The organism is Aeromonas sp. 82P, from assembly GCF_051919365.1.
GTDB lineage: Bacteria > Pseudomonadota > Gammaproteobacteria > Enterobacterales > Aeromonadaceae > Aeromonas > Aeromonas veronii.
The window spans coordinates 202,011-224,886 of sequence record NZ_JBQBEV010000001.1 but is presented as its reverse complement, the minus strand read 5'-3'; the positions used below and the strand labels follow the sequence as shown (position 1 = coordinate 224,886).

At 57.2% G+C, this 22,876-nt stretch carries 21 protein-coding genes; 14 read left to right on the top strand and 7 right to left on the bottom strand.

Annotated elements, in window-relative coordinates; translation table 11 throughout:
* Nucleotides 1-380 precede the first annotated feature (380 nt).
* Nucleotides 381-1,595, top strand: a complete 1,215-nt coding sequence (locus ACTG2S_RS01030) for a 3-deoxy-D-manno-octulosonic acid transferase (protein ID WP_439983218.1) — start codon at nt 381-383, stop codon at nt 1,593-1,595.
* A 43-nt stretch (nt 1,596-1,638) separates the two neighbouring features.
* Here the strand turns inward: ACTG2S_RS01030 and ACTG2S_RS01025 are convergent, their stop codons facing one another.
* A complete protein-coding gene (locus tag ACTG2S_RS01025; protein WP_439981878.1) occupies nt 1,639-2,178 on the bottom strand; it encodes a hypothetical protein in 540 nt (179 codons plus the stop codon).
* Between the two features lie 299 nt (nt 2,179-2,477).
* On the opposite strand from ACTG2S_RS01025, the gene ACTG2S_RS01020 reads away from it, so the two are divergent.
* The 6 genes from ACTG2S_RS01020 to ACTG2S_RS00995 all read left to right on the top strand — a co-directional run bounded on the left by ACTG2S_RS01020 (nt 2,478) and on the right by ACTG2S_RS00995 (nt 7,778).
* A complete protein-coding gene (locus ACTG2S_RS01020) occupies nt 2,478-3,194 on the top strand; it encodes a substrate-binding periplasmic protein (RefSeq protein WP_439981875.1) in 717 nt (238 codons plus the stop codon).
* A 60-nt stretch (nt 3,195-3,254) separates the two neighbouring features.
* On the top strand, nt 3,255-4,076 hold the full coding sequence (locus ACTG2S_RS01015; protein ID WP_274161802.1) for a helix-turn-helix transcriptional regulator: 822 nt from the start codon (nt 3,255-3,257) through the stop codon (nt 4,074-4,076).
* A gap of 40 nt (nt 4,077-4,116) precedes the next feature.
* Nucleotides 4,117-4,752 (top strand): LysE family translocator, encoded by a 636-nt coding sequence (locus ACTG2S_RS01010; RefSeq protein WP_274161803.1) that lies wholly within the window; start codon nt 4,117-4,119, stop codon nt 4,750-4,752.
* Nucleotides 4,753-4,809: 57 nt separating this feature from the next.
* Nucleotides 4,810-5,940 (top strand): ABC transporter substrate-binding protein, encoded by a 1,131-nt coding sequence (locus ACTG2S_RS01005; protein WP_274161804.1) that lies wholly within the window; start codon nt 4,810-4,812, stop codon nt 5,938-5,940.
* A gap of 390 nt (nt 5,941-6,330) precedes the next feature.
* A complete protein-coding gene (locus tag ACTG2S_RS01000) occupies nt 6,331-6,987 on the top strand; it encodes a DUF3313 domain-containing protein (RefSeq protein WP_005340820.1) in 657 nt (218 codons plus the stop codon).
* A 278-nt stretch (nt 6,988-7,265) separates the two neighbouring features.
* Nucleotides 7,266-7,778: a cupin domain-containing protein gene (locus ACTG2S_RS00995; protein ID WP_274161805.1), complete on the top strand. Its 513-nt coding sequence runs from the start codon at nt 7,266-7,268 to the stop codon at nt 7,776-7,778.
* Nucleotides 7,779-7,879: 101 nt separating this feature from the next.
* Here the strand turns inward: ACTG2S_RS00995 and ACTG2S_RS00990 are convergent, their stop codons facing one another.
* Nucleotides 7,880-8,380 (bottom strand): DUF1993 domain-containing protein, encoded by a 501-nt coding sequence (locus tag ACTG2S_RS00990; RefSeq protein ID WP_236317998.1) that lies wholly within the window; start codon nt 8,378-8,380, stop codon nt 7,880-7,882.
* A gap of 310 nt (nt 8,381-8,690) precedes the next feature.
* On the opposite strand from ACTG2S_RS00990, the gene ydfZ reads away from it, so the two are divergent.
* The 3 genes from ydfZ to ACTG2S_RS00975 all read left to right on the top strand — a co-directional run bounded on the left by ydfZ (nt 8,691) and on the right by ACTG2S_RS00975 (nt 10,287).
* On the top strand, nt 8,691-8,888 hold the full coding sequence (ydfZ, locus tag ACTG2S_RS00985; protein WP_005342516.1) for a putative selenium delivery protein YdfZ: 198 nt from the start codon (nt 8,691-8,693) through the stop codon (nt 8,886-8,888).
* 205 nt (nt 8,889-9,093) lie between these two features.
* On the top strand, nt 9,094-9,531 hold the full coding sequence (locus ACTG2S_RS00980) for a DUF2846 domain-containing protein (protein WP_017778641.1): 438 nt from the start codon (nt 9,094-9,096) through the stop codon (nt 9,529-9,531).
* A 225-nt stretch (nt 9,532-9,756) separates the two neighbouring features.
* Nucleotides 9,757-10,287, top strand: coding sequence for an REP-associated tyrosine transposase (locus ACTG2S_RS00975; RefSeq protein ID WP_274160885.1), 531 nt, complete (start codon nt 9,757-9,759; stop codon nt 10,285-10,287).
* A 106-nt stretch (nt 10,288-10,393) separates the two neighbouring features.
* Here the strand turns inward: ACTG2S_RS00975 and ACTG2S_RS00970 are convergent, their stop codons facing one another.
* The 4 genes from ACTG2S_RS00970 to ACTG2S_RS00955 form a co-directional block, all read right to left on the bottom strand.
* Nucleotides 10,394-11,059 (bottom strand): hypothetical protein, encoded by a 666-nt coding sequence (locus ACTG2S_RS00970; protein ID WP_439981872.1) that lies wholly within the window; start codon nt 11,057-11,059, stop codon nt 10,394-10,396.
* A 169-nt stretch (nt 11,060-11,228) separates the two neighbouring features.
* A complete protein-coding gene (uvrD, locus tag ACTG2S_RS00965) occupies nt 11,229-13,400 on the bottom strand; it encodes a DNA helicase II (protein ID WP_139410479.1) in 2,172 nt (723 codons plus the stop codon).
* 69 nt (nt 13,401-13,469) lie between these two features.
* Complete coding sequence (locus ACTG2S_RS00960; RefSeq protein WP_439981871.1) at nt 13,470-13,931, bottom strand: hypothetical protein; 462 nt, start codon at nt 13,929-13,931, stop codon at nt 13,470-13,472.
* A 5-nt stretch (nt 13,932-13,936) separates the two neighbouring features.
* Nucleotides 13,937-15,901 carry a hypothetical protein gene (locus tag ACTG2S_RS00955; RefSeq protein ID WP_439981869.1) on the bottom strand — a complete coding sequence of 655 codons (1,965 nt, stop codon included), beginning with the start codon at nt 15,899-15,901 and terminating at the stop codon, nt 13,937-13,939.
* Nucleotides 15,902-16,544: 643 nt separating this feature from the next.
* Here ACTG2S_RS00955 and ACTG2S_RS00950 point away from each other — a divergent pair.
* The 4 genes from ACTG2S_RS00950 to ACTG2S_RS00935 all read left to right on the top strand — a co-directional run bounded on the left by ACTG2S_RS00950 (nt 16,545) and on the right by ACTG2S_RS00935 (nt 21,280).
* Nucleotides 16,545-17,543, top strand: a complete 999-nt coding sequence (locus ACTG2S_RS00950; protein ID WP_005340803.1) for a BMP family lipoprotein — start codon at nt 16,545-16,547, stop codon at nt 17,541-17,543.
* An 85-nt stretch (nt 17,544-17,628) separates the two neighbouring features.
* Nucleotides 17,629-19,194 carry an ABC transporter ATP-binding protein gene (locus tag ACTG2S_RS00945; protein ID WP_005342527.1) on the top strand — a complete coding sequence of 522 codons (1,566 nt, stop codon included), beginning with the start codon at nt 17,629-17,631 and terminating at the stop codon, nt 19,192-19,194.
* Nucleotides 19,194-20,312, top strand: coding sequence for an ABC transporter permease (locus ACTG2S_RS00940; RefSeq protein ID WP_005340798.1), 1,119 nt, complete (start codon nt 19,194-19,196; stop codon nt 20,310-20,312). The genes ACTG2S_RS00945 and ACTG2S_RS00940 overlap by 1 nt, the downstream gene beginning before the upstream one ends.
* A 2-nt stretch (nt 20,313-20,314) precedes the next feature.
* A complete protein-coding gene (locus tag ACTG2S_RS00935) occupies nt 20,315-21,280 on the top strand; it encodes an ABC transporter permease (RefSeq protein ID WP_021230728.1) in 966 nt (321 codons plus the stop codon).
* A gap of 84 nt (nt 21,281-21,364) precedes the next feature.
* On the opposite strand, the gene mgtE is transcribed toward ACTG2S_RS00935, so the two are convergent.
* Entirely contained in the window at nt 21,365-22,789 is a 1,425-nt protein-coding gene (gene mgtE / locus ACTG2S_RS00930) for a magnesium transporter (RefSeq protein ID WP_258721933.1), read from the bottom strand.
* Between the last annotated feature and the right edge of the window lie 87 nt (nt 22,790-22,876).

Sequence of the window (22,876 nt, the reverse complement as noted above, 5' to 3'; positions counted from 1 at the left end):
TATAAATTAATAGGGGAGGATAGAGTCACCGTACACGTATGGTCTCAAAGGGAGGCTTTTATGGTGTTCCAAAAGTGTTGTGTTGGCATTTAGCAATGATATTGTTTATGAGTTGGAATTATCAGTACAGTACGCAATTCAATTGTAAGAATAGTGAGCCGGATCACGGGATGTTTCATTTTTTTGATCGGTTTTTAACTAAAACTGAGTTTTGCATGGTGTAAACTAGGTTGTTGTTGATGGGGTTGGATTATATTTAAACTGAAGGTGAAACTATTTCTTTAATAAAGAATTCATTATACTTCGGAACAATGTTCATTGGTCTTTTGACCAGCATATTATATTCGAATTTACAGAAGCTCACCGGCGATCAGACCCAGATGCTTTACAAGGGCTACCTTGGGGCTTATGAGGGGGTCTGGCTCAGCTATGGCAATGCGGCGAGTGCGGTGGGTAATGTGCCGGGGAGTTTGTCGGCCTGGCTGATTGGCGGGCCGCTGCTGCTGTGGGATTCTCCCTATGCCCCCATGGTGTTGCTGCTGGCGATGCGGTTGGTCGGATTCCTGCTGTTTGATGCAGTGATCCGTCAGGTGTTTGATGACCATGTATTGAATAGCAAGGTGCGCCTGCTGTTTCTGGTGCTCTGCTGGCTTAACCCCTGGTTCCAGTACGAGAGTCTGCTCTACAACCCTTCCTATCTTTTCCTCTTCTCGGCCATGCACTGCTGGTCGGCCTGGCATATGCGCGAGCGGGCCTCCTTCTGGCACATGATCGTCCACCTGCTGGCTATCGGCATGGCGATGCAGCTGCACTACTCCTGGCCGCTGCTGGCGGTAATGTCCACCTATCTGTTCTGGCGCCGCATTCTCAAGGTGAGCTGGAGCGGGGTGGTGGTGGCTACCCTGCTGATCGGTGCCTCCCTGATCCCTTACGCCATGGAAGTGATGAGCAACAGCCACATCACCCAGAACGTCGATCCCGAGGCGCGCCAGCGCTATATCGGCTGGGGGCTGGTGCATGTCTATCCGGTGCTGAAATCAGTGCTCTACTGGCTGCGCTACGGCTCCTGGTTGTTTGCCAGCAAGCTGGTCAATGACACCCAGTTCATCTGGCTGGCTGGGCACGAATACCTGCAGATGGCGGCAGTCTGGCTGTGGCGGGTGGTGATCTACGGAGTGGGCTCGGCGACCGTATTGCTGGCGGCCAAGGCCAACTGGCTGCTGTGGCGCGAACTCAAGCCGCGTCTGCTGCGCAGTGATCGGGCCGAGGTGGATGGCGAGAGCTGGCTCGGTCTCTATGCGCTGGCGGCCGTATTGGCTGTGCTGGTGAGTGCGGCCCTCTCGCCCATCATCTTCAACTATTGGCACCTGATGCTGATATTCCCCTATGCCCTGTTCCCGATCCTGCTGTTGCTGGTTAGCTGGAGCCGCAACCATCCTCAGTGGGTTGGCAAGGGGCTGCTGGCAGCCACCCTGTTCTGCACCGCTGTGAACCTGATCGCGGCGTGCGACAGCACCAAGTTCTCCTATCAGGCTGACTACAAAACCCAGGTGCTGGAGTATCTGCAAGAGATGAAGCTGCAACCCAAGCAGTGAGTCATCCACGGCCAGCTCCCCGATCTCGGGGGGCTGGCTGTCACTATTCTAAACGGTCCATATGGGCGAAGTTTTTGGCTTCGGCAACCCAACCCTCACGCCCCTGCTTGTCCCGAATTTTTACCCACCACCGGTTCTGCGGTGACCGGCCGTATCTGATCTCTTTGCGCGCATAGTCATAATCGAGAATGTAGGTTTTGCCCTTGTACCAGAACAGGCTATTGCCTTCGCCCAGTCCGCCAAGGATATAAAGCGTTTCCCCTGCCTTCATATTCAACAGCGGCCCTTTGCCCTCCTTGCTGTAGCCCAGCTTGACCGATCTGAGTATTTCGACGATCCCCGGTTGTTCGGTAATGACGACCCCGGTCAGTCCTTCCACCTGCTGGCCGCGGGGTAGCCGGAACAGCGCTTTGGCCGTCAGGGATGGCTCGGCTCTGACGATCACCTCTTGCTTGGTGGTCCATGTCTTATAGGTACAACCTTCAAACGGGCAGCGACCCCAGTCGTAATAGGGCAGGCGCGGCTTTTCATCAGAACTTACGGTCGCAGCAAACAACGACAACAACAGCAAAAACAGTCTCATGAATTTACCTGTCCGGCGGGGCGCTCACCCGCCGGTTTGATGAATGGGGCCGCACTATATCTCAAGAGACCAAAATCCATCAAAGCAGCGGAATTATTGATTTTCACCGCAATAAAACGGGGGCCCATTGGTCATGGGAGTAGGGGGCACAAGAGGTCGAAGCGCGGCAGGAGCGGATAGCCCGCCCCTTTGCCTTGTGCCATGCTGATGGCTATCAGGGCATCGGGTCGGCACCTATGGGCATCTCTCGTTCGGGTATGCGTTTGTTATTACTGCTATCGGCACTTCTTCTCCCTCTTATGACCATCAGCCAGGCCGTGGCGATCACCGCGCCGCTGCGGGGATGTGTCTTCCAGCTGGCGCCGCTGGTCACCATCGATCAGCAGGGCGAGGTCTCCGGGCCGGTGATCGACTACTTTCGCCGTCATATCGAACCCGCGATCGGGCGCACCATCGAGTGGCAGGGGCTCAATGTGGCGCGGCTGCTCAGCAACCTCGAGAGCGGCGAGTGCGATCTGACCCCGCTGCTGAGTTACAGTCCGGAGCGTGCCCGTCACTTTCGCTATATCGACCCCCACCTGTTGCTGCTGCGGCCGGTGCTGGTGGTACTGGTGCCATCGCGGCTTCACTCGGTCGAACGGCAAGAAGATCTCTTCGGCACCACCATCGGCTGGTCGAGTCAGGCGATCGTGCCGCCGCTCTTGCAGCATCCGCAGATCCATATCGACACCCTCTCCCAGCTCAGCTGGGAGCATGGCAACATGCAGAAGTTGCTGCGCGGGCGGATTGATGCCGCGCTCTTCTCCAACGATATCTCCGCCAACCATTTTCGCGCCAAGCTCCCTGCGGCGACCCGCCTCATCTACCTGCCGGTCACCCCACTGCAGGTGCATATCGTGCTGAACAAGTCGTTGGGGGATGGCAATCCCGAACTGGTGCAACAGATGCGTCAGATGGTGGAGCGGGTGCCGCTCGCCTCTCTGGTAGAGCCAACCCCGCGGCTGTGGGGGCGTTGAGAGGGGGTTGCGTGCAATAATCTACAAGCCCAAGGCCCGCTTCTGGTGTATCTATAACCCATGAATACCACCGATTCCCTCATCCGCTACTGGCAATCCCCGCACCTGCCGGGGGTCGAGCTGTCACACTCCCACCACAGGGCGTTCAGCTATGGCCGCCATGTCCATCTCGACTACCATATCGGGCTGGTGCAGCGGGGTGGCCAGAAGTTTATCCACAAGGGGAACAGCCACCATCTGGTGCGCGGGGTGCTATCTACCGTCAATCCGGATGAGGTGCACGACGGCCTCAGCCTGCTGCCGGAAGGGTACGAGGTGCGGGTCTTCGCCATCGATCCGCAGCAGCTGGCGCTCTGGCTGCCGGAGCAGCCGGAACCTTTCTTCGACAAGGGATTGCAGAGCCGCCCCGACCTCTATCAGGGCTTTGCCCAGCTGCACGGCTATCTCGACAACCCCAAGGCTGATGGCCTGCTGATCGAGAGCCAGCTGCTTGCCCTGCTGGGGGAGCTGCTGCATCTGGCCCCCGAGGTACACCAACTGGCCGATCCCCAGTTGCGATTCCTGCGCGACTACTTGATGGCCGCCCTCGACGAGCCCCACTCGCTGGAAGATCTGGCGGGGCTGCTCGGGCTCGACCGTTTCGCCTTCCTGCGCCAGTTCAAGAAGCGCAGCGGCATGACCCCCTACGCTTGGTTGAAACGGCTGCGGCTGGAGCAGGGCAAGCGGCTGCTGGCGAGCGGCATGGCGGTGAGCGAGGTGGCGCTGGCTGTCGGCTTCTTCGATCAGAGTCACTTCCACCACGGCTTTCGCCAGGCATTCGGTCTGACACCCGCCGAATTTCGTGCCCAGATGCAATCTTTTACAAGCCGCGTCCCCCGCTGATCCGCCATGCTGGCTCTCCGTCGTTAAAGCGAGAGTTGTTATGCTGACCAGTCTGTTCGTTACCCTCGGCCTGATGCACCTGATTGCACTGGCCAGCCCCGGCCCCGATTTCGCCCTGATCCTGCGTACCAGCCTGCACCGGCCGACCGCCCTTGGCGCTGCACTGGGCATCTCGCTGGCGATCATGGTGCACGCCACCCTGAGCCTGACCGGGATCAGCATGCTGATCGCCAGTCACCCGCTGCTGTTTATGGTGATCAAGTGCTGCGGTGCCCTCTATCTGGGCTGGTTGGGGTGGGGCGCCCTGATGGCGGCTCGGCAGCAGAGCAGTACAGTGATGGCCAGCGCCGCCAACGAGCTGCGCGGCTGGGGCAGGGGCGTGCGCACTGGCCTTGCCACCAATCTGCTCAACCCCAAGGCGCTGGTGTTCTTTATCGGTCTGTTGGCCGCCATGGTGACGCCAGAGGTGGATGGAATGACCCGCAGCCTGCTGGTGGGCGAGCTCTTCATCATCTCCCTCTGCTGGTTCGGGCTGCTGGCGTGGAGCCTCTCCACCGATCGTGCCCAGCGCCTGCTGCTGCGGGTACAGCGGCCGCTCAATCTGGTGACCGGCGTGCTGTTTGCGATGGTCAGCCTCTCCATTCTGGCGAGCATGGGCGCCGAGCTGGTGGCCTGACGAGTGGGCGCATGGGCCTATACTCCAACAAGGTTTACCTGTCAGGAGTGCCCGGCCATGCGTCTACTGCCTCTTTGCTGGTTGTTGGGGATGACCCCGGCGCTGGCGGCCCCGGTTCAGCTCAAATTGCTGGAGTGGGGCTATCTGCCTGCGGGTTATGAACAACAGTTTGCCGACTACGCCAAAGCCCATGGGGTGGAGGCGACGGTCAGCCGGATCGAGCCGCTGCTGACCGATTTCGACAGCGTCTACCGCGCCCTGCGCACCCGCAGCGCCGATGTGGTGCTGCCGACCAGCTACTTCTACAAGGCCCATCACCAGCCGCTGTTCAAGCTGCTGCTCCCCATCGATTTCAGCCGCCTGCAGCACTACGCCGAGGTGAAGCCCGCCCTCAAGAATACCGAGTATGACAAGCAGGGGGAGCGTAACTACTCGGTGCCCTTCTCCTACGCCATGTTCAGCCTCGCCTATGACAGCAAGCAGGTGCCGCAAGCGCCCACCAGTTGGCAGGTGCTTGCCAACAGCTCGCCGCCAGGCCAGTTTGCCGAGTTCTGCGACCAGTTCGAGCCGCTGCTCTTTTCGGTGCTGCTTTCGCTGGGCAAGTCGCCCGCCCTGTTTGCCAGCGGCGAGATGCTGGCCGACAAGACCTTGCAGCAAGAGGTGGAGCAGCAGCTCTCGCAGCGGCTGCGAGCCAGTCGCGGCTTCTGGTTCAATCAGGTCAACCGCTGTGAGGATCTGCGCCAGCAGACCTTTGCCACCACCTGGGGGCTGGAGCTGGTGGAGTGCAACAAGCAGAACGATCAGCAGTGGCGGATCGCCATGGTGCAGGAGGGGGCCATCTATGCCCTCGATGCGATCTCCATCGCCCGCCATGTCGGGGATGATCCCGCTCGGCTCAAGGCCGCCTACCTGCTGGTGGATTTTCTGCTGAGCGCGCCGCTGCAACGCCAGATGCTGGTGGGCACGCCCACCATCTCGGCCAGCAATATGGCCTCCCGGCCGCCCCTCAGCCCGCAGGAGCAGGCGGTGCTGCCGGATCGCCCGCTGCCGGAGTTTGACGAACGGCTGCTGGTACCCGCGTTGCCCGCCCATATCAAGAATCGCTACAAACGGATGGTGCAGCAGGCGATCGTTGCCAGCGGCAAAGAGGGGCTGGTCAAGCAGTGTCCCTGGGATCTCGATAACTGATGAATGAGCCTGTCGCTTCTCCGGCGGCAGGCAAGTTTGCGCAAGATGGCTGATGATCGGTCATCGCCCGTTCCAGAGCATTCCCCCGTTCAACTCACGCCGCTCGCGAGCCCCCATCGTTTGAAAAAACCGAGCGCTTTCCGCAGCCCCATTTAGCCGGATTAAACAACCGAATCCTCGCCAGATTGCCGTTCGTACCCTGGCTGGCCCTGTATAAAAGCACCGCAATTGTGACAACTTGGATGTGAGCTGAATAATCCTGATCTGTCCCTTGTGGGAAGGTGATGAATAGGTTATTTCTCTGTGACATTGGCGGCATCCGGCACGGGTTCTCCAGCCATGTGGTGCGAAATCCACAGCAAAAACAAACAGTAAAATGCAGGAGCAAATATGAAAAAGGTCGTGATGGTTGCCGTGGCTGCGGCCCTGCTGGGTGGCTGCGCCGTCAAGAATCAGGTCTCCCACAGCTTGCAGGCGATCCCGCTGACTGCCTTCCAGCAGAGCGAGAGCAACCCCAATCAGCGCGTTTACAAGGAGCCGGGCGTTGACCTGCGCCAATACAATGAGGTGCTGCTCGATCCGCTGCAGTTTATCCGGCAGGAGAATGGTCAGTGGTATCTGCTGACCGCCAATGAACAGAACCAGATTGGCCGCTACTACCACGACAAGTTCCAGAGCGAGCTGATCAAGCAGGGCGTCAAGATCGCCACCGCCCCCGGCCCGAAAGTCATGCGGATCCAGGCCGCCGTCACCAACTTCGATCTGACCCGCCCCGATCCCAAGCTGCGTGACCTGCTGCCGGCCAAGATCGCCATCAACGTCACCCGCGAAGTGATCGGCAAGGAGCCCTACCTGCTCAAGGTGGGCAGCATGGCCCAGCTGCTCGACTCCCGGAGCGGCAAGCTGCTGGTGCGGGTGATGGATGCCCGTGAGAGCACGGATACCACCCACAAGGATGAGCCCATCACCGCCGAGGAGATGGAGAAGATGATCGACCAGTGGGCGGCCAGCCGCGCCAAACAGCTGGCGGACAATCTGGGGAAATAAGAGCGGGAAACAAGAGCGGAATGTCAGCTTCAGAAAACGAGGGCAGACAAATCGAGAGAGGGAGCCAGCGGCTCCCTCTTTTTGTCTCCATTTTTGTCCGCACCGCTGCCGCTGGCATGGCCGTACAGCCCTTGCAGGATGGGAATTGACCCGCAGCCGAGTTCGTCTTTTCACCATCTGCTGCGAAGTGGGCTGACCGATTTCTGCTTTTCTCATCCGCATTCAGGCAGTTAGGATGACCCTTCCCGTGACTGCATCCTCATAGAAAAGGAACCGCTATGAATCGCCACCCCTGCATCAAACACTGGAGCGAGCTGCAAGAGCAGACGCCGCGCTACTACTCCGGCAGTCAGGAGCCCCTTTCTCGCGGCTGCGCCCTCGGCAAACACTTCGGCTTTAGCCGCATCGGCATTCACCACGAGATCGTCGAGCCAGGCCACCGTACCAGTTGGCCCCACGCCGAGAAGACCGAGGATGAGTTCGTTCACGTGCTGGAGGGGACGCCGGATGTCTGGCTCGATGGCATCCTCTATCGCCTGCAACCGGGGGATTCGGTGGGCTTCAAGGCCGGTGACGGGCTGGCCCACGCCTTTATCAACAACACCGAGGAGATCGTCCGGCTGCTTTGCATTGGCGATACCGATCGGGAGGACAACCGCATCCACTACGCCGTGCATCCCGAGCGCAATATCACTCTTGGCAAGCTGCACTGGGATGATGTGCCCGAGCGCGAGCTGGGGGATCACGACGGCCTGCCCGACAAGCTGCGCGAGCGCAACGGCCCCTTCTAGGGCGTAGCTCTTCTGCGCACCAGATCTGCACCACCCGATATAAAAAAGCCTGCCGCGTGGCAGGCTTTTGCTATCTGTTTGCATCCAGTGGCGTGCAGCGCTTATTGCAGGTTGAGCCCGCCCAGATAGTCGCGCTTGCCGAGATCAACCCCGGCGCGGCGCAGCAGGGCGTAGGCCATGGTGAGGTGGAAGTAGAAGTTGGGAATGCCGTACTCATGGACGCAGGTATGGCCATCCATCCCCTTGCCGCCCGCCCAGTGGGGCACGTAACGACCGCTGGCATACTGGCTGTAGTCTGCGTCCAGCTTGCCTTGCAGATAGGTGATGGTCTTGCCGATATGGGCGCGCAGATCGGCGATGGTTTTGGGATCATCGCCCATGGCCGGCAGTTCGCTGTGGCTGGCGGTGGCGACCACGGCGCGGGCCGAATCGCAGCAGATCAGCACCTGCTTGGACAGCGGCAACATATCGACGATCAGCCGCTCGCCGAAGAAGTTCTCCACGTTGAACTGCTTCGCCGCGGCGTGGGCCTCGGCCTTGGCCAGACAGTGGTCGAGGTTGGTCAGCATCTTGATAAACTGGGCGGTAATGTCGCGATTCATGAGCACTCTCCATCTTGTTGAAACAGCGGCCCGCTTGCGCGGTCACGGTGAATGAGACTGGCTAATCGGCCACCAATATACCCCAACCGCTGCCGGGTTCGAGCCCGCCACGACGAAAGGGCAGGGCAGCACCACTGCGTGCGACAACCGCTGGCCAAGGGGCCATGCTCGCTTTTTGAACCTGCGAGTCCCTTATCGCCCCTTTTTTGATCTGTGACATAAATCACCTTTTTTCAGGGGCGTAGGCTGAATGCCGTTGTCCTGGACAGACGCCTGCGCATCCGCCAGGACACAAGAAAAGGAGAATGAAATGAAGATCTATGACCGTAACCGCAATGTGCTGAACCTGGGTCAGCGCGTCATGATTGCCGCCACTGGCGCAGTCGATTTTCTGAAAGAGGCCCACACCGACAATATGACCCCCTATCAGGCGGAGCATGAGAAGTGCGTGCTGCTGGCAAACTCCGGTGAGCGCTACGCCCCCATCGAGTTGATTAGACTAGGCTGATCCCTTTCCCTGTCACCCTACTCTTTACAATTCACCCGGCCACCGCGCCCCATCTGGCGGCCGGGTTTCTGAGTTCCCCCATCTTCATCCCACCAAATGCCGAAAAATTGAACCGGGTCACACCCCGACCAATTTGAGCGATTGTCAGCCAGTACAGGCTCATGCGAACCTTTAAATCCCGTTAACTCACTAAAAAATAACGACTATGTTCAGGCAAATAATGATGAGTGCCGCCCTGCTGTCGGCGGCGCTGCTTTCCGGTTGTGCTTCCGTGCCCATGGCCGATGCCACCGCAGACGCTCAGGCCAAGCAGTTTGTGGCGCCCAAAGATGCGGCCAACCTCTATATCTATCGCAACGAGACCTTCGGCACGGCTGTCAAAATGCCGGTGCTGGTGGACGGCATGGCGGTCGGCGATACCGTGGCTCACACCTACATCCTCAAGCAGGTGACACCGGGCAGCCACACCATCACCTCCAAGTCGGAGAACGATGCCACCCTGACCCTTAGCACCGAGGCGGGCAAAAACTACTACGTCTGGCAGGAGGTCAAAATGGGCCTGCTGATGGCCCGCTCCAAGCTGAGTCAGGTCAGTGAGGAGGAAGGCAAGCAAGGGGTGATGGAGAGCAAGTTGGTCAAGTGACCAGAGGTTTCCACCAAAAACAAGGCGTAGCTCCACCAGTTACGCCTTTGCCCGAAAGTGGGTGTTCCAGATTTCCTGTCCATGTAGGTTCGATTAGCGAAGCGTAATCGGACGATCGCGTAATCGAACATCCGCGTAATGGAACATCCGCACCATCACGCCCGCAAGCAGATCGACGTGAGGCAAGACTATGCTTGGCTTTTAGGTCTCAACGAGGGGAAAGGGATGGCCAATTGGCGGCGGGCATGGTGGCCCGGAGGAACCTGGTTCTTTACCGTCAACCTGCTGGAGCGACGCAACAACCGGTTGCTGGTGGAGCAGATCGACCTGCTGCGTCAAAGCGTTACCAAGGTGCAACAGGCTCACCCCTTCGCCATTCACGCATGGGTGGTGTTGCCCGACCACCTCCACTGCATCCTCTCTTTACCGGAAGGGGACACCGATTTCCCCCCGCGTTGGCGGCTGATCAAAAGCCACTTTTCCCGTGCCCTGCCGGTCAATGAGCGGCGCAACCAGACCCGGCTACGCCACGGGGAGCGGGGCATCTGGCAGTGCCATTATTGGGAACACCTGATCCGGGATGAGCAGGATTACCGCCACCATATGGATTACGTCCATATAAACCCGCTCAAGCATGGTCATGTCACACGGGTGGCCGATTGGCCGTATTCCACCTTCCATCGTTACGTGGCGAGTGGCGTCTATCCGCAGGATTGGTGCGGGTCGGTGGCTGGGGTGTTGGGGGGATTGGAGTAAAAAACCCTAACAGGGTTGTTCCGTTGTAAGCGGCCGATGACGCGAACGTCTTACGCGATCGTCCGATTACGCTTCGCTAATCGAACCTACGGTTCTGAAAATTGAATTATTGCATCCATACTTGGATACTCGATTTAAAAATAAATGAAAGTAGGGATAACACGGAAATTATATAAGGCAATATGATTTCCAAGTGCTCAGTCCTTCTGAAAAAGGCAGCAGATTGAAATCTTAATTCAATTTTTAGTAATTGTACTAAATGCGTGAATTTCCACCCATCTTTAAAGGTGTTAAGAGATACTCTCTCGATCGAGAGATGTTCACCATAATCACATGTATACGACACTGTGCGTCTAAAAACTCCCGATACTTCATACTTAAAAACAAACTTATTGCGCATGTTCTCGTCCTCATCATGAGATTCAGCGAATCCCTTTGAAAACATGCTGATATTACTTAGCAATCCACATGGACTAAACCAGTGATCATCATATAAATAACCAAAAACATCATAATCACGAACCATGTCATTGGCCCACATCTCATAGAGTTGCGCATGGTATTGATAAGCCGCAGAATAATACCTGATTGTTAGCGTAATAACTCCAAGGAACAACAGATAACCAAGACCCTTTGAGTTTGCAAAGCCAACTTTAAATATAAATGTATTCGCCTCAAGCAAAGTGGCTCCACTCACACTCATTGCCATTAATAAAATGCTGACAATAACCAATAGCTTTCTTTTTGTATTAAGATCACTATCTTCTTTCATGTTATCTATCAGTTTAGTTGTACTGTCCATAATGTATCCGAGAAATAAGATCTGTAGGTTCGAATAGCGAAGCGTATTCGGACGAACGCGTAATTAATGCTGCCTTTATCACAGAGAGAAAAACCAACCCGGCCTAAGCCGGGTTGGTTGTATCAAAAGGCGGGAAAAATCAGAGCGCTTCCAATCTGGCATAGGCCGTCACCAGCCACTTGGCGCCGACGTCGTCGAACTGGATCTGCACCCGGCTCTGTTGGCCGACCCCTTCGAAGTTGAGTACCACCCCTTCGCCGAATTTTGGATGGAGCACCCGTTGGCCGAGCTTGATGCCGCTGGCGTCGAAGCTTTGCTGCACCTCGTTCTGGCTAAAGCGGCCGTACTGGGTGGGGCGGCTGACCTGAGTGCGCAGCCGGATCTCTTCCAGACACTCGGCGGGCATCTCGCGGATAAAGCGGCTCGGCTTGTGGAACATCTCGCGGCCGTAGATGCGGCGGCTCTCGGCATAACAGATGTAGAGCTTCTCCATGGCGCGGGTCATGCCGACGTAACAGAGGCGGCGCTCCTCTTCCAGCCGGCCCGACTCTTCGGTGGATTGCTGGCTGGGGAACATCCCCTCTTCGACGCCGACCAGCAGCACCAGCGGGAACTCCAAGCCCTTGGCGCTGTGCAGGGTCATCAGCTGCACCGCGTCGGCATATTCGTCCGCCTGATTCTCGCCGGATTCCAGCGCCGCGTGGGCGAGGAAGGCGGAGAGGTCGCTCATATCCTCCAGCTCGTCCGGGCGCTGGTACTGGCGGCAGGCGGTGACCAGTTCGTCCAGGTTCTCTACCCGCGCCTGGGATTTCTCGCCTTTTTCCGCCAGATACATCGCCTTGAGGCCGGAGTTCTGGATGGCGATATCCGCCTGCTGGTGCAGCGGCAGCATGGACACCTGCTCCTCCAGCGCGTCGATCAGCTCGACAAAGCCGCGCACCGCGTTGCCGGCGCGACCAGTCAGCACCTTGTCGTTGAGCAGCGCCTTGGCCGATTGCCACAGGTTGAGCCCCTGATCGCGGGCGTTGCCGCGCAGGATCTCGAGGGTGCGATCGCCGATGCCGCGGGTCGGGGTGTTGACCACCCGCTCGAAGCTGGCGTCGTCGCCACGATTGTTGATAAGGCGCAGGTAGGCCATGGCGTCCTTGATCTCTTGCCGCTCGAAGAAGCGCAGGCCGCCGTAGATGCGGTACGGCATGGCGTCCTGCATCAGCGCCTCTTCCAGCACCCGCGACTGGGCGTTGGAGCGATAGAGGATGGCGCAGTCGGCCAGGAGACCGCCCTTTTCCTTCCAATCCTTTAGGCGGCCGACCACGAAGCGCGCTTCGTCCACCTCGTTGAAGGCGGCGTAGAGCGAAATCGGCTCCCCCTCGGCCCCTTCGGTCCACAGCTCCTTGCCAAGGCGCTCGGCGTTGTTGGCGATGACGCTGTTGGCGGCTTTGAGGATATTGGCGGTGGAGCGGTAGTTCTGCTCGAGGCGGATGGTCTCGGCGCCCTGATAGTCGGTCAGGAAGCGCTGGATGTTCTCGATCTTGGCGCCGCGCCAGCCGTAGATGGACTGGTCATCGTCGCCGACGATCATCACCTTGCCGCTGTTGCCCGCCAGCATCCGCAACCAGGCGTACTGGATGCCGTTGGTATCCTGAAACTCGTCCACCAGGATGTTCTGGAAGCGGTCGCGGTAGTGCTCGAGGATGTGCGGCTTGTTGAGCCACAGCTCGTGGGCGCGCAGCAGCAGCTCGGCGAAGTCCACCAGACCGGAGCGATCGCAGGTCTCCTGATAGGTCTTGTAGATCTGCTGATAAGTGCGGGTGACGGGATCGCCGTAGAGATCGATGTCGCCGGGGCGCAGCCCCTCATCCTTCTTGCCGTTGATGTAGCCCATCACGGCGCGCGGGGCCCAGTGCTTCTCGTCGAGGTTGAGCGCCTTGAGCACCCGGCGAATGAGGCGGTACTGGTCGTCGGAGTCGAGGATCTGGAAATCCTGCGGCAAGCCTGCATCCAGATGGTGGGCCCGCAGCAATCGGTGGGCGATACCGTGGAAGGTGCCGATCCACATGCCGCGCACGCCGTCGCCGATCACCTTCTCGACCCGGCCGCGCATCTCGGCCGCCGCCTTGTTGGTAAAGGTGACCGCGATGATGGAGAAGGGTGAACAGCGTTCCACCTGCATCAGCCAGGCGATACGGTGCACCAGCACCCGGGTCTTGCCCGAACCGGCACCGGCCAGCACCAGCAGGTTGCTGCGGGGCGCCGCAACGGCATCTCTTTGCTTGTCGTTGAGCCCGTCGAGCAGGGTTGAAACGTCCATCACCACTCCTGTTTATTTATACAGGCGGGGATTATACGGCCATGTGAATGGAATGGCTAACCTGTTGCGTTAGCGGAGGGAGAGTTGGTAGCTGCGTTTATGTGCAAACCCCTGACCATTGGTATCAAACAACATGGTTCGTCCGGCTTGCAATTGAAGGTCGCTTAGGCGAATGCGGACTTCATGGCTGGAGAAACAGTTCGACAGGTTACAACCATAGGTATTGAATAACACAATGTCACCGCGACTATAGGTGCCATGTGTGAATCTAATATTGGTTGATAAGGTTTCAAACGTTCCTTGGCCAAGAGAGACGCTCTGACTCTGCAAACGGCTAATTGACATCAGACTTAACCAATTTGCTGATTTTATCGTAGAAAAGTCTTCGTTGTATTTCTCGACAGTAATGCGGTATTTGAATTTTCCATCAGCATCAAAATAAGACTGCCGCAAATCTGAATATTGCGAAATAACCCCGATGGCATGAGCCATCGGGGTGAATAGATATATCAATAAAATTCTTTTAGTCACGCTGATTACATGTTGGTCAGCGTGCTAGATATTAACTTAGCGCATGGCATATTCTGCCATTCCTGTTCTGGCATGTATCCAGGAATACGGCCTTTACAGGAAATAAATACTTTATCGAAGTTTCCACCTTCAGTTGGATCAATATTAACAGACCATTGCATGGCAATGCCTTGGGCAAAATTAATAGTAGTCCCATTTTGTGAAGGAGCATTGCCAATGCCATAAAAAGGTATGTTGAAGAAGGAACCATCCATTTTTTGGAAAATTTCCATTACCTTGTCTTTTTCCACTTTGCACATGGCAGTATCAAGGGCCTTTGACATGGTGATATCATACTCACCGATGGTCTCACCATCAAAATTACAATGGCTTGTCGTGGTAAGCTTCATATCTTTACGACCAAGGCCATTTTTGAAATAGAAATTTAAGTCTACATTATAGGTAGCTTCAAGCCACTCATCATTGATTAGCACGTAGTCATGCAACTCAACCGTTTTAAACTCAGAATCACCAGCAAGATGTTTATGCAGTTTTTCCAGCACATTTCGGTCAAGGTGGTGATCTGTCTCAGGAAGGTTACTCTTCAAAGTCAGCTCTATAGCTTTCTGTAGCTGCTTTTTGGCCTTGTCTAATATTTCAGAATGGTTGCTATTTAGTGCTAAGAAATTTGGGTCTTTAAAGAAACTTTCCGGATTAATGTTAACGTTCATGTATTCAGCATTGATCTGTACGTTGCCAAAAGCAGGCTGCTTGAGGTTGGTTCCACCAAAATTATTAGTGATGCTGAACGTATCCAGAGTCAAATCTTCCCATTTTATTCTATATTGGCTTGGGGAGCCATATTGATAGGAGGCCATGACATTAATCGCAGCAGCCATTGCCAGAGCAGAAGCTCGTAACTCTTGTACTTGTGTAAAGCTGAGAGTCAATTCATCACTATCACCATATTTCGCCAAGTAATCAGGGTCCGTAATACTTGCTAAGCTATTACTGACCGCCTCCAGCTCCACTGCGTATTTATGCATAAGTTGAGCAATGTCAATAGTGTGGTCTGGTTGTTCTTTGATGTTGCTCAGTGCTGCATTACCTGAGTTGACTATGATATCAAGCACCTTAGCGAGTGTCGATTTATAGCCTGATCCTATAGCTGAGTCTGAAGAGGGCTCTATCTCAAAGCGCTTGCTGACTATGGGGTCATTAGTAATTTCCATCATGGTGATGATGGCCTTCACAATTTCACGATCAGCCATTCCTTCAACACTTTCTTCTTGCTCCAGAATGTTTTTATATAAGCCTAGCTTTTCTTCAAAATTGGTTTTTTGCCAATCTTGACTTTCTTCGAGCAGGCCTCGCAGGACTTTATCTACAGCAACAGATTTCCCATTGGCGTTGGCCAGCGAGGCATTCATATGTACTTCAGCAGCTTTGGTATCAACCACTTTTTTGTCGATCTGCGCCTGTTTCAGGGCTTCATTCAGGCTGGTTTCAAAATCAATGTCGTTATCAAAGTTCAGGTTGCCGAGCTTTTTGGTATCTTCTGGGTTCAGGATAATGCCATTGCGGATATCACCATCTGTGTGCATGGTTTGCAGCAGGGCGGCGATACGAATGGCGCGATCTTTGTCACCCTTTTCGGCGATGGTGTATGGGGTTACTAGGGTCTGGCCCTTTTTAACCTGAGTTTCCCCAAGCTGGATTGAGCCCAGTTTGAAGGTACAGGTGTCACCGTCATTAAAGAGGAACTGACCTTGCGAGTTCGTGACGTCCGAGTAATTGCCGCATTTGTAGTTCAACCCGGCTACCGCACTATCAATAAAGGTGGCAGTCAACGCAGGTTTGGTGGCGTTTCCACCATTGCCACTGTTATTGCCATTATTTGTGCTGGCACCGTCGCCACCACCGCCACAACCTGCCAGCGCCAAGCTGGATAACGCCGTCACAACCGATAAAGCCAGAATATTTTTTTTCATTTTTATTTTCCTGAAACAACGATGCATATGTCACCGGCACCTGGCTGAGGAAGTCAGAATGGGTGGCATGAATTGATGCAAAAGAAGCCCAATTGATGTTTTTGTTAGTTTCATTTGAGATCTATGCGGTGGGCATCATACAGGGGCTCATATGGTTTTCAACTTGATCTGGATCTCGAGTTCATATGAATTGTGAGCTTGCTCAACAAAGTGGAAGCGGGGGCTGATTGTTGGTTAGGGAATGTTGACTGGAGAGTATTAGAGAGAGGGTTTGTGAGCGTTGGTCGTTTCCAGCTGTAGCCAACTCTTGCTCGCGCGGTTTGTGGGGATTTTGCGAGCCGGATCACGGGCTTGCCGGGGGGCTGGATGAATAACAGGGGAAAACGGTTTACAGTAACTTGCTGAACAATAAGAGAAATGTCGTTTGGGTCTTTTGGTTGTTAGCATAAAAAACTGAAAAGTAGCTAAAAAACAACTGCTTATAAGGTTATTTGCTTAGAATTCAAACCGTTAACGCAAACGTTTTTCCCTTATCATTTGCTTGACCCGCATCGGGGCTGACTTAGAGTAAGCCTGCGTGCTAGATAGCCTGCTCTGACAGGCAAGCAAGTTCCCTCACTTAATAACAATCAAGGATACGATCGTGACTAAAGTGCTCAAGCTGGCCACTGTGGCCTCCCTCACTCTCGCTGCTCTCTCTGCTCAGGCTGCTTCCGAGCCAGCCGTCATTTATGACACCGCGGGCAAGTATGACAAATCATTCAACGAAGCCGTGTTCCGTAACGGCGTCGAGCTCTACAACAAGGACAAGGGCGTCAAGGTCAAAGAGTTTGAACCCCAGAACGAAGCCCAGCGCGAGCAGGGTCTGCGTCGTCTGGCCAGCCGTGGCAACGGCCCGATCGTGGCGGTCGGTTTCAACATGGGTTCTGCGGTAGAGAAGGTTGCGACCGAATTCCCGAAAACCCAGTTCACCATCATCGACATGGTGGTCGACAAGCCGAACGTCCAGTCCGTCATCTTCAAGGAGCATGAAGGTTCCTTCCTGGTGGGCGCGCTGGCTGCCATCGCTTCCAAGAGCGGCAAGGTCGGCTTCGTGGGTGGCATGGATATCCCGCTGATCCGCAAATTCCAGTGCGGTTACGAGCAGGGTGCCAAGTTCGTCAATCCGAAGATCGAAGTGTTCCAGAACATGGCGGGCTCCACCCCTGCCGCGTTTGCTGACCCGGCCAAAGGTGCCGAGCTGGCCAAGTCCCAGTTCGCCAAGGGCGCTGACGTGGTTTACGCCGCAGCTGGCGGTACCGGTATCGGTGTCTATCAGGCAGCCAAGGACAGCGGCAAGTTCGCTATCGGTGTGGACTCCAACCAGAACCACCTGCAACCGGGCACCATGCTGACCTCCATGGTCAAGTCTGTGGGTCTGGCCGCTTACCAGACCTGGGATGACGCTGCCAAAGGCGAGTGGAAGCCGGGTATCAAGAACCTGGGTCTGGCCGAAGGTGGTGTGGATTGGGCACTCGACAAGGACAACGAGAAGCTGATCACCCCGGAAATGAAAGCCAAGGTAGATGCCATCAAGGCTGAAATCATCGCTGGCAAGGTCAAGGTTCATGACTACATGAGCGATAACACCTGCAAATACTAATTAGATAGTTGCTACGACTCTCAACGCACCACCGGCCCGCACGGGCCGGTTTTTAGTCTTATTTCATGAAACGCAGGGCTGCATCATGGACCAGACAGATCGCTATGCCATCGAATTAAGAGGTATCGATAAGCGGTTCGGCGAAGTGTACGCCAACAAGCTGATCGACCTTAAGGTTCGCAAAGGCAGTATCCACGGCATTGTCGGCGAAAATGGCGCCGGTAAGTCCACCCTGATGAGCATCATTTATGGTTTCTACCATGCCGACAAAGGCGAGATGCTGATCGACGGGAATCCTTTCAAACCCCATGGCTCACAAGATGCGATTGCCGCAGGGGTGGGCATGGTTCACCAGCACTTCATGCTGGTCAATAACTTCACCGTATTGGAAAACGTCATCCTCGGCGCTGAGAACGGCTGGCACCTTCAGCAGAGCGTGGCGTCGGCAGAGAAGCTGCTTGGCGAACTGGCGCGGGATTATGGCCTCGACGTGCCGCTGCACGAGAAGGTCGAAGATCTGCCGGTTGGCTTGCAACAGCGGGTCGAAATTCTCAAGGCGCTCTATCGCGGCGCCCGCATCCTGATCCTCGACGAGCCGACCGGGGTACTGACCCCGCAAGAGGCGGATCACCTGTTCGAGGTACTGAAAAAGCTGCGGGATCAGGGGGCAACCATCATCCTTATCACCCACAAGCTGCGGGAGATCCTGGCCATTACCGATCAGGTCTCCATCATGCGCCGTGGCGAGATGGTGGCACACGTCGCCACCAAGGATACCGACAAGGAGCAACTGGCCGAGCTGATGGTGGGCCGCAAGGTGCGCCTCAAGGTCGACAAGGGGCCAACCCAGCCCGGTGAAGCCAAGCTGAAGATCGAAGGGCTCAGCTACTTCGACGCCAGCAAGGTGGAGCGGGTCAAATCGGTCAGCTTCGAGGTGCGCGCCGGTGAAGTGGTCGGCATCGCCGGGGTCTCCGGCAACGGCCAGTCCGAACTGCTCAGTCTGCTTGGCGGCATTCTCAAGCCAAGCAAGGGCGGCTTTACCATCAGCAGCCGCAGCGGCGTGCACAAGGTGAGCGCGGAGCACCCGGCCGATCCCGAGCTGGTGCGCAACTACGGCCTCGGCCATGTGCCGGAAGATCGCCACAAGATGGGACTGATCAACCGCTTCGAGGCGAAAGAGGCCTTTATTCTCGGCTATCACCGCCGCCCGCAATACAACAAGGGGTGGCTGCAGAACAAGGAGGCGATCCAGCAGGATTGTCAGGCCAAGATGGAGAAGTGGGACGTGCGCCCGCCCCATCCCGATCACAAGACCGCCAACTTCTCCGGTGGCAACCAGCAGAAGCTGGTGATCGCCCGTGAAGTGGAGCAGGACCCGGATGTGCTGTTGATCGGCCAGCCGACCCGCGGGGTCGACATCGGTGCCATCGAATATATCCACCAGCAGATCATCGCCATGCGCGACAAGGGCAAGGCGGTGCTGCTGGTCTCGGTGGAGCTGGACGAGATCATGAGCCTCGCAGACCGGATTCTGGTCATTGCCGATGGTCGCATCGTCGGCGAGCTGGATGGTGCCAAGGCGGATGAGCGCACCATTGGTTTGATGATGGCGAACATAGTGCCGGACGAAGTAGCCAAGGAGGCCCACTGATGAGCCAAGTACGTATTCCTGCCTGGGTCTCCGTAGGCGTCTTGTCTGCGGTCAACATCCTGCTGGCCTTCCTGGTGTCGGCCATTCTGTTCTACTACCTCGACATCAATCCGGTCGATGCCGCCAAGATCATGTGGTACGGCGCGTTCGGCACCGGTGAAGGGGTCGGCTTCACCCTCTACTACGCAACCGGCTTTATCTTTACCGGTCTGTCGGTGGCGGTCGCCTTCCACGCCGGTCTGTTCAATATCGGTGGTGAAGGTCAGGCCTATATCGGCGGGCTCGGTGTCGGTCTGGTCTGTCTGATGCTCGGCGATGTGCTGCCGTTTGCCCTGCTGTTGCCGCTCTCCATCATTGCCGGTGGTCTGTTCGGTGCGGCCTGGGCCTTTATTCCGGCCTGGCTGCAAGCCAAGCGCGGTAGTCACATCGTGATCACCACCATCATGTTCAACTTCATCGCCGCCTCGCTGATGGCCTATCTGCTGGTGGAGGTGTTCAAGCCGCCCGGCTCGATGGCGACCGAGAGCAAGGTGTTTGCCGAAGCAAGCTGGCTGCCCAAGATGAGCGGGCTGGCTAGCCTGTTCGGGATGGAGATCCCCAACAGCCCGCTCAATATCAGCTTCTTCTGGGCGCTGATCTGTGCGGCGCTGGTGTGGGTTTTTATCTGGCACACCCGCTGGGGTTACGAGATCCGCTCGGTCGGCGCCAGCCAAAGCGCCTCCGCCTACGCCGGTATCTCCTATCCCAAGGTGGTGATCCTGGCGATGGTCATCTCCGGCATGCTGTCGGGCTTCTTTGCCCTCAACGTGCTGCAGGGTGAGCTGCACCAGATCAAGCTCAACTTCGTGGAAGGGTTCGGCTTCACCGGTATCGCGGTGGCGCTGATGGGGCGCAACCATCCGGTCGGCGTCATCATCGCCAGCCTGCTGTTCGGTTTCCTCTATCAGGGGGGCGCCGAGCTCAGTTTCGAGTTCGGTGTCGACCGCAACATCGTGGTGGTGTTGCAGGGTCTGGTGATCCTGTTCTGTGGCGCCCTTGAGCACATGATGCGTCCGCGCATCGAGCAGCTCTATCTGGCGTTTGCCAACCGCTCAGCCGCGCAAGCTAAAGGAGTCTGATCATGTTTGAAATTCTGATCCTGATGCTGGATGCCACCATTCGTACCGCGCCGCCGCTCATTTTGGCCGCCATGGCCGGCATGTTCTGCGAGCGCTCCGGGGTGGTCAACATCGCGCTGGAAGGCAAACTGCTGGCAGCGGCGTTCGCCAGTGGCGCGGCTGCGGCGGTCTCCGGTTCCGCCTGGATAGGTCTGGGTGCCGGGGTGGGAGTCTCCATCCTGTTCGCCCTGATGCACGGCTTTGCCACCATCACCCACCGCGGTGATCAGGTGGTGAGCGGGATGGCCATCAACATTCTGGCGGCCGGTCTGACCGTGACGCTGGGCCGTTACTGGTTCGATCAGGGTGGCCAGACCCCGGCGCTCTCCGGTGATGCCCGCTTTGCTCCCATCGATCTGCCCTATGCCAAGGAGTTGTGGGATGTGCCGGTGATCGGCCAGCTCTACAGCGAGCTGCTGAGCGGCCACTCCCTGCTGGAGTACGTGGCATTTGCCTGTGTGCCGCTGGCCTGGTGGGTGATGTTCCGTACCCGCTTCGGTCTGCGGCTGCGGGCGGTGGGCGAGGCGCCCGCAGCAGTCGATACCGCCGGTATCTCGGTTGTGCGGATGCGCTACACCGCGCTCCTCATCGGCGGCCTGCTGGCCGGTATCGGTGGCACCTATCTGGCGGTGGCCCAGACGGCCCAGTTCATCCCCAACATGAGTGCGGGCAAGGGTTTTATGGCGCTGGCGGCGCTGGTGTTCGGCAAGTGGCGTCCCTGGAATGCCATGGCCGCCTGTCTGCTGTTCGGTTTCCTCGATGCGGTCGCCATCCGCCTGCAAGGGGTCAGCATCGGTGGCTTCGCCATTCCGGTGCAGGCCATCGAGGCGCTGCCCTACATCCTGACCGTGTTCCTGCTGGCCGGTTTTATCGGCCGCGCGGTGGCACCGAAGGCACTTGGTACACCTTATGTGAAGGAGCGGGAGTAGCGCCCTTTATTGCGATACTCCTGATCACACAGATAACAGCAGGCCCACTTCGGTGGGCCTGTTTTTTATGGTTTGAGTGGCTGGTTACAGCAGGAACAGGGTCGCCAGCCCGAGGAAGATAAAGAAGCCGCCGGTATCGGTGATGGCGGTGATCATCACGCTGGCACCGACTGCCGGGTCGCGGCCGAGGCGGGTCATGGTCATGGGGATAATCACCCCCATCAGGGCGGCCACCAGCAGGTTGAGCATCATGGCCAGGGTCATCACGGCGCCGAGCGCGGCATCCTGATAGAGCAGATAGGTGGCAATGCCCATGGTGCCGCCCCACACCAGCCCGTTGATAAAGGCGACGCCGAGTTCCCGCAGCAGAAGGAAGGAGAGGTTGCCCGCCTGAATGTGCTGCAGTGCCAGCGCCCGCACTATCATGGTGATGGTCTGGTTGCCGGTGTTGCCGCCGATCCCGGCGACGATGGGCATCAGCGCCGCCAGTGCTACCAGCTGCGAGATGGTGTGCTCGAACAGGCCGATCACCCGCGAGGCGACAAAGGCGGTGCAGAGGTTGATGGCAAGCCAGGCCCAGCGGGTCTTGACCGCCTTGGAGACGGGCGCGAATACGTCTTCATCCTCGCTGATACCCCCCATCCGGCGCAGGTCGGTGTCACTCTCCTCATAGACCAGATCCACCACCTCTTCGACGGTGAGGCGGCCCATCAGCTTGCCCTTGCCATCCACCACGGCGGCGGAGAGCAGGTCATCCCGCTCGAAGGTGCGGGCCGCCGCTTCGTCGTTATCCTCCGGATCGAAGGTGACCGGATCCCGCTCCATCACGTCGCTCACCAGGGTGGCGGGTTTGTGCAGCAGCACTGTGGTGAGGGCCAGCTCCCCCAGCAGGTGGTTGCGCCGATCGATGACGAACAGCTTGTCGGTGTTGGCGGGGATCTTACCGCGCAGGCGCAGATAGCGCTGCACCGTGGCGAGCGTCACCTCGGGGCGGATGGTGATGATCTCGAAGTCCATCATGGCGCCGACGGTGTGCTTGCCGTAGCGGATCACCTCCCGCACCCGATCCCGCTCGGCGGGGGCCATATAGGTGAGCAGCCGCCCCATCAGGTTGCGTGGCAGGTACTGGCCCAGATAGATCTGGTCGTCGATATCCAGGGTGCGCAGGGCGTGCAGCAGCTCCTTGTCGCTCATCCCGCTGATGAGGCTGTCCCACACCGTCTCTGACGCTTCGACCAGGATCTGGCCGCGCTTCTCCTCCTCCACCAGTGCCCACAGGGCATGACGCTCATCGGGCGGCAGCGACTCCAGCGCATCGGCGACGTCGGCGGCGGGCAACCCGTTGACCAGCGCGGTGAGTTCGCTGGTCTGATCGCGTTGCTCGGCATCCTGCACCACCTGCGGATCGAGCAGGCTGTCGGTGAGGGCATCATCGCGCAGCAGCAGGGTGAGAATGCGGGATCTGTCATCCGCGCGCTGCCGGGCGCTGTTCTTGATGGGAAGAGACATGGGATGAATTCCTGAGATGGTAGCCAAGGGCTCAATGCCCATAGGATACCAGACTTAAAACAACAGGTTATGACCGTGATGGGGGAA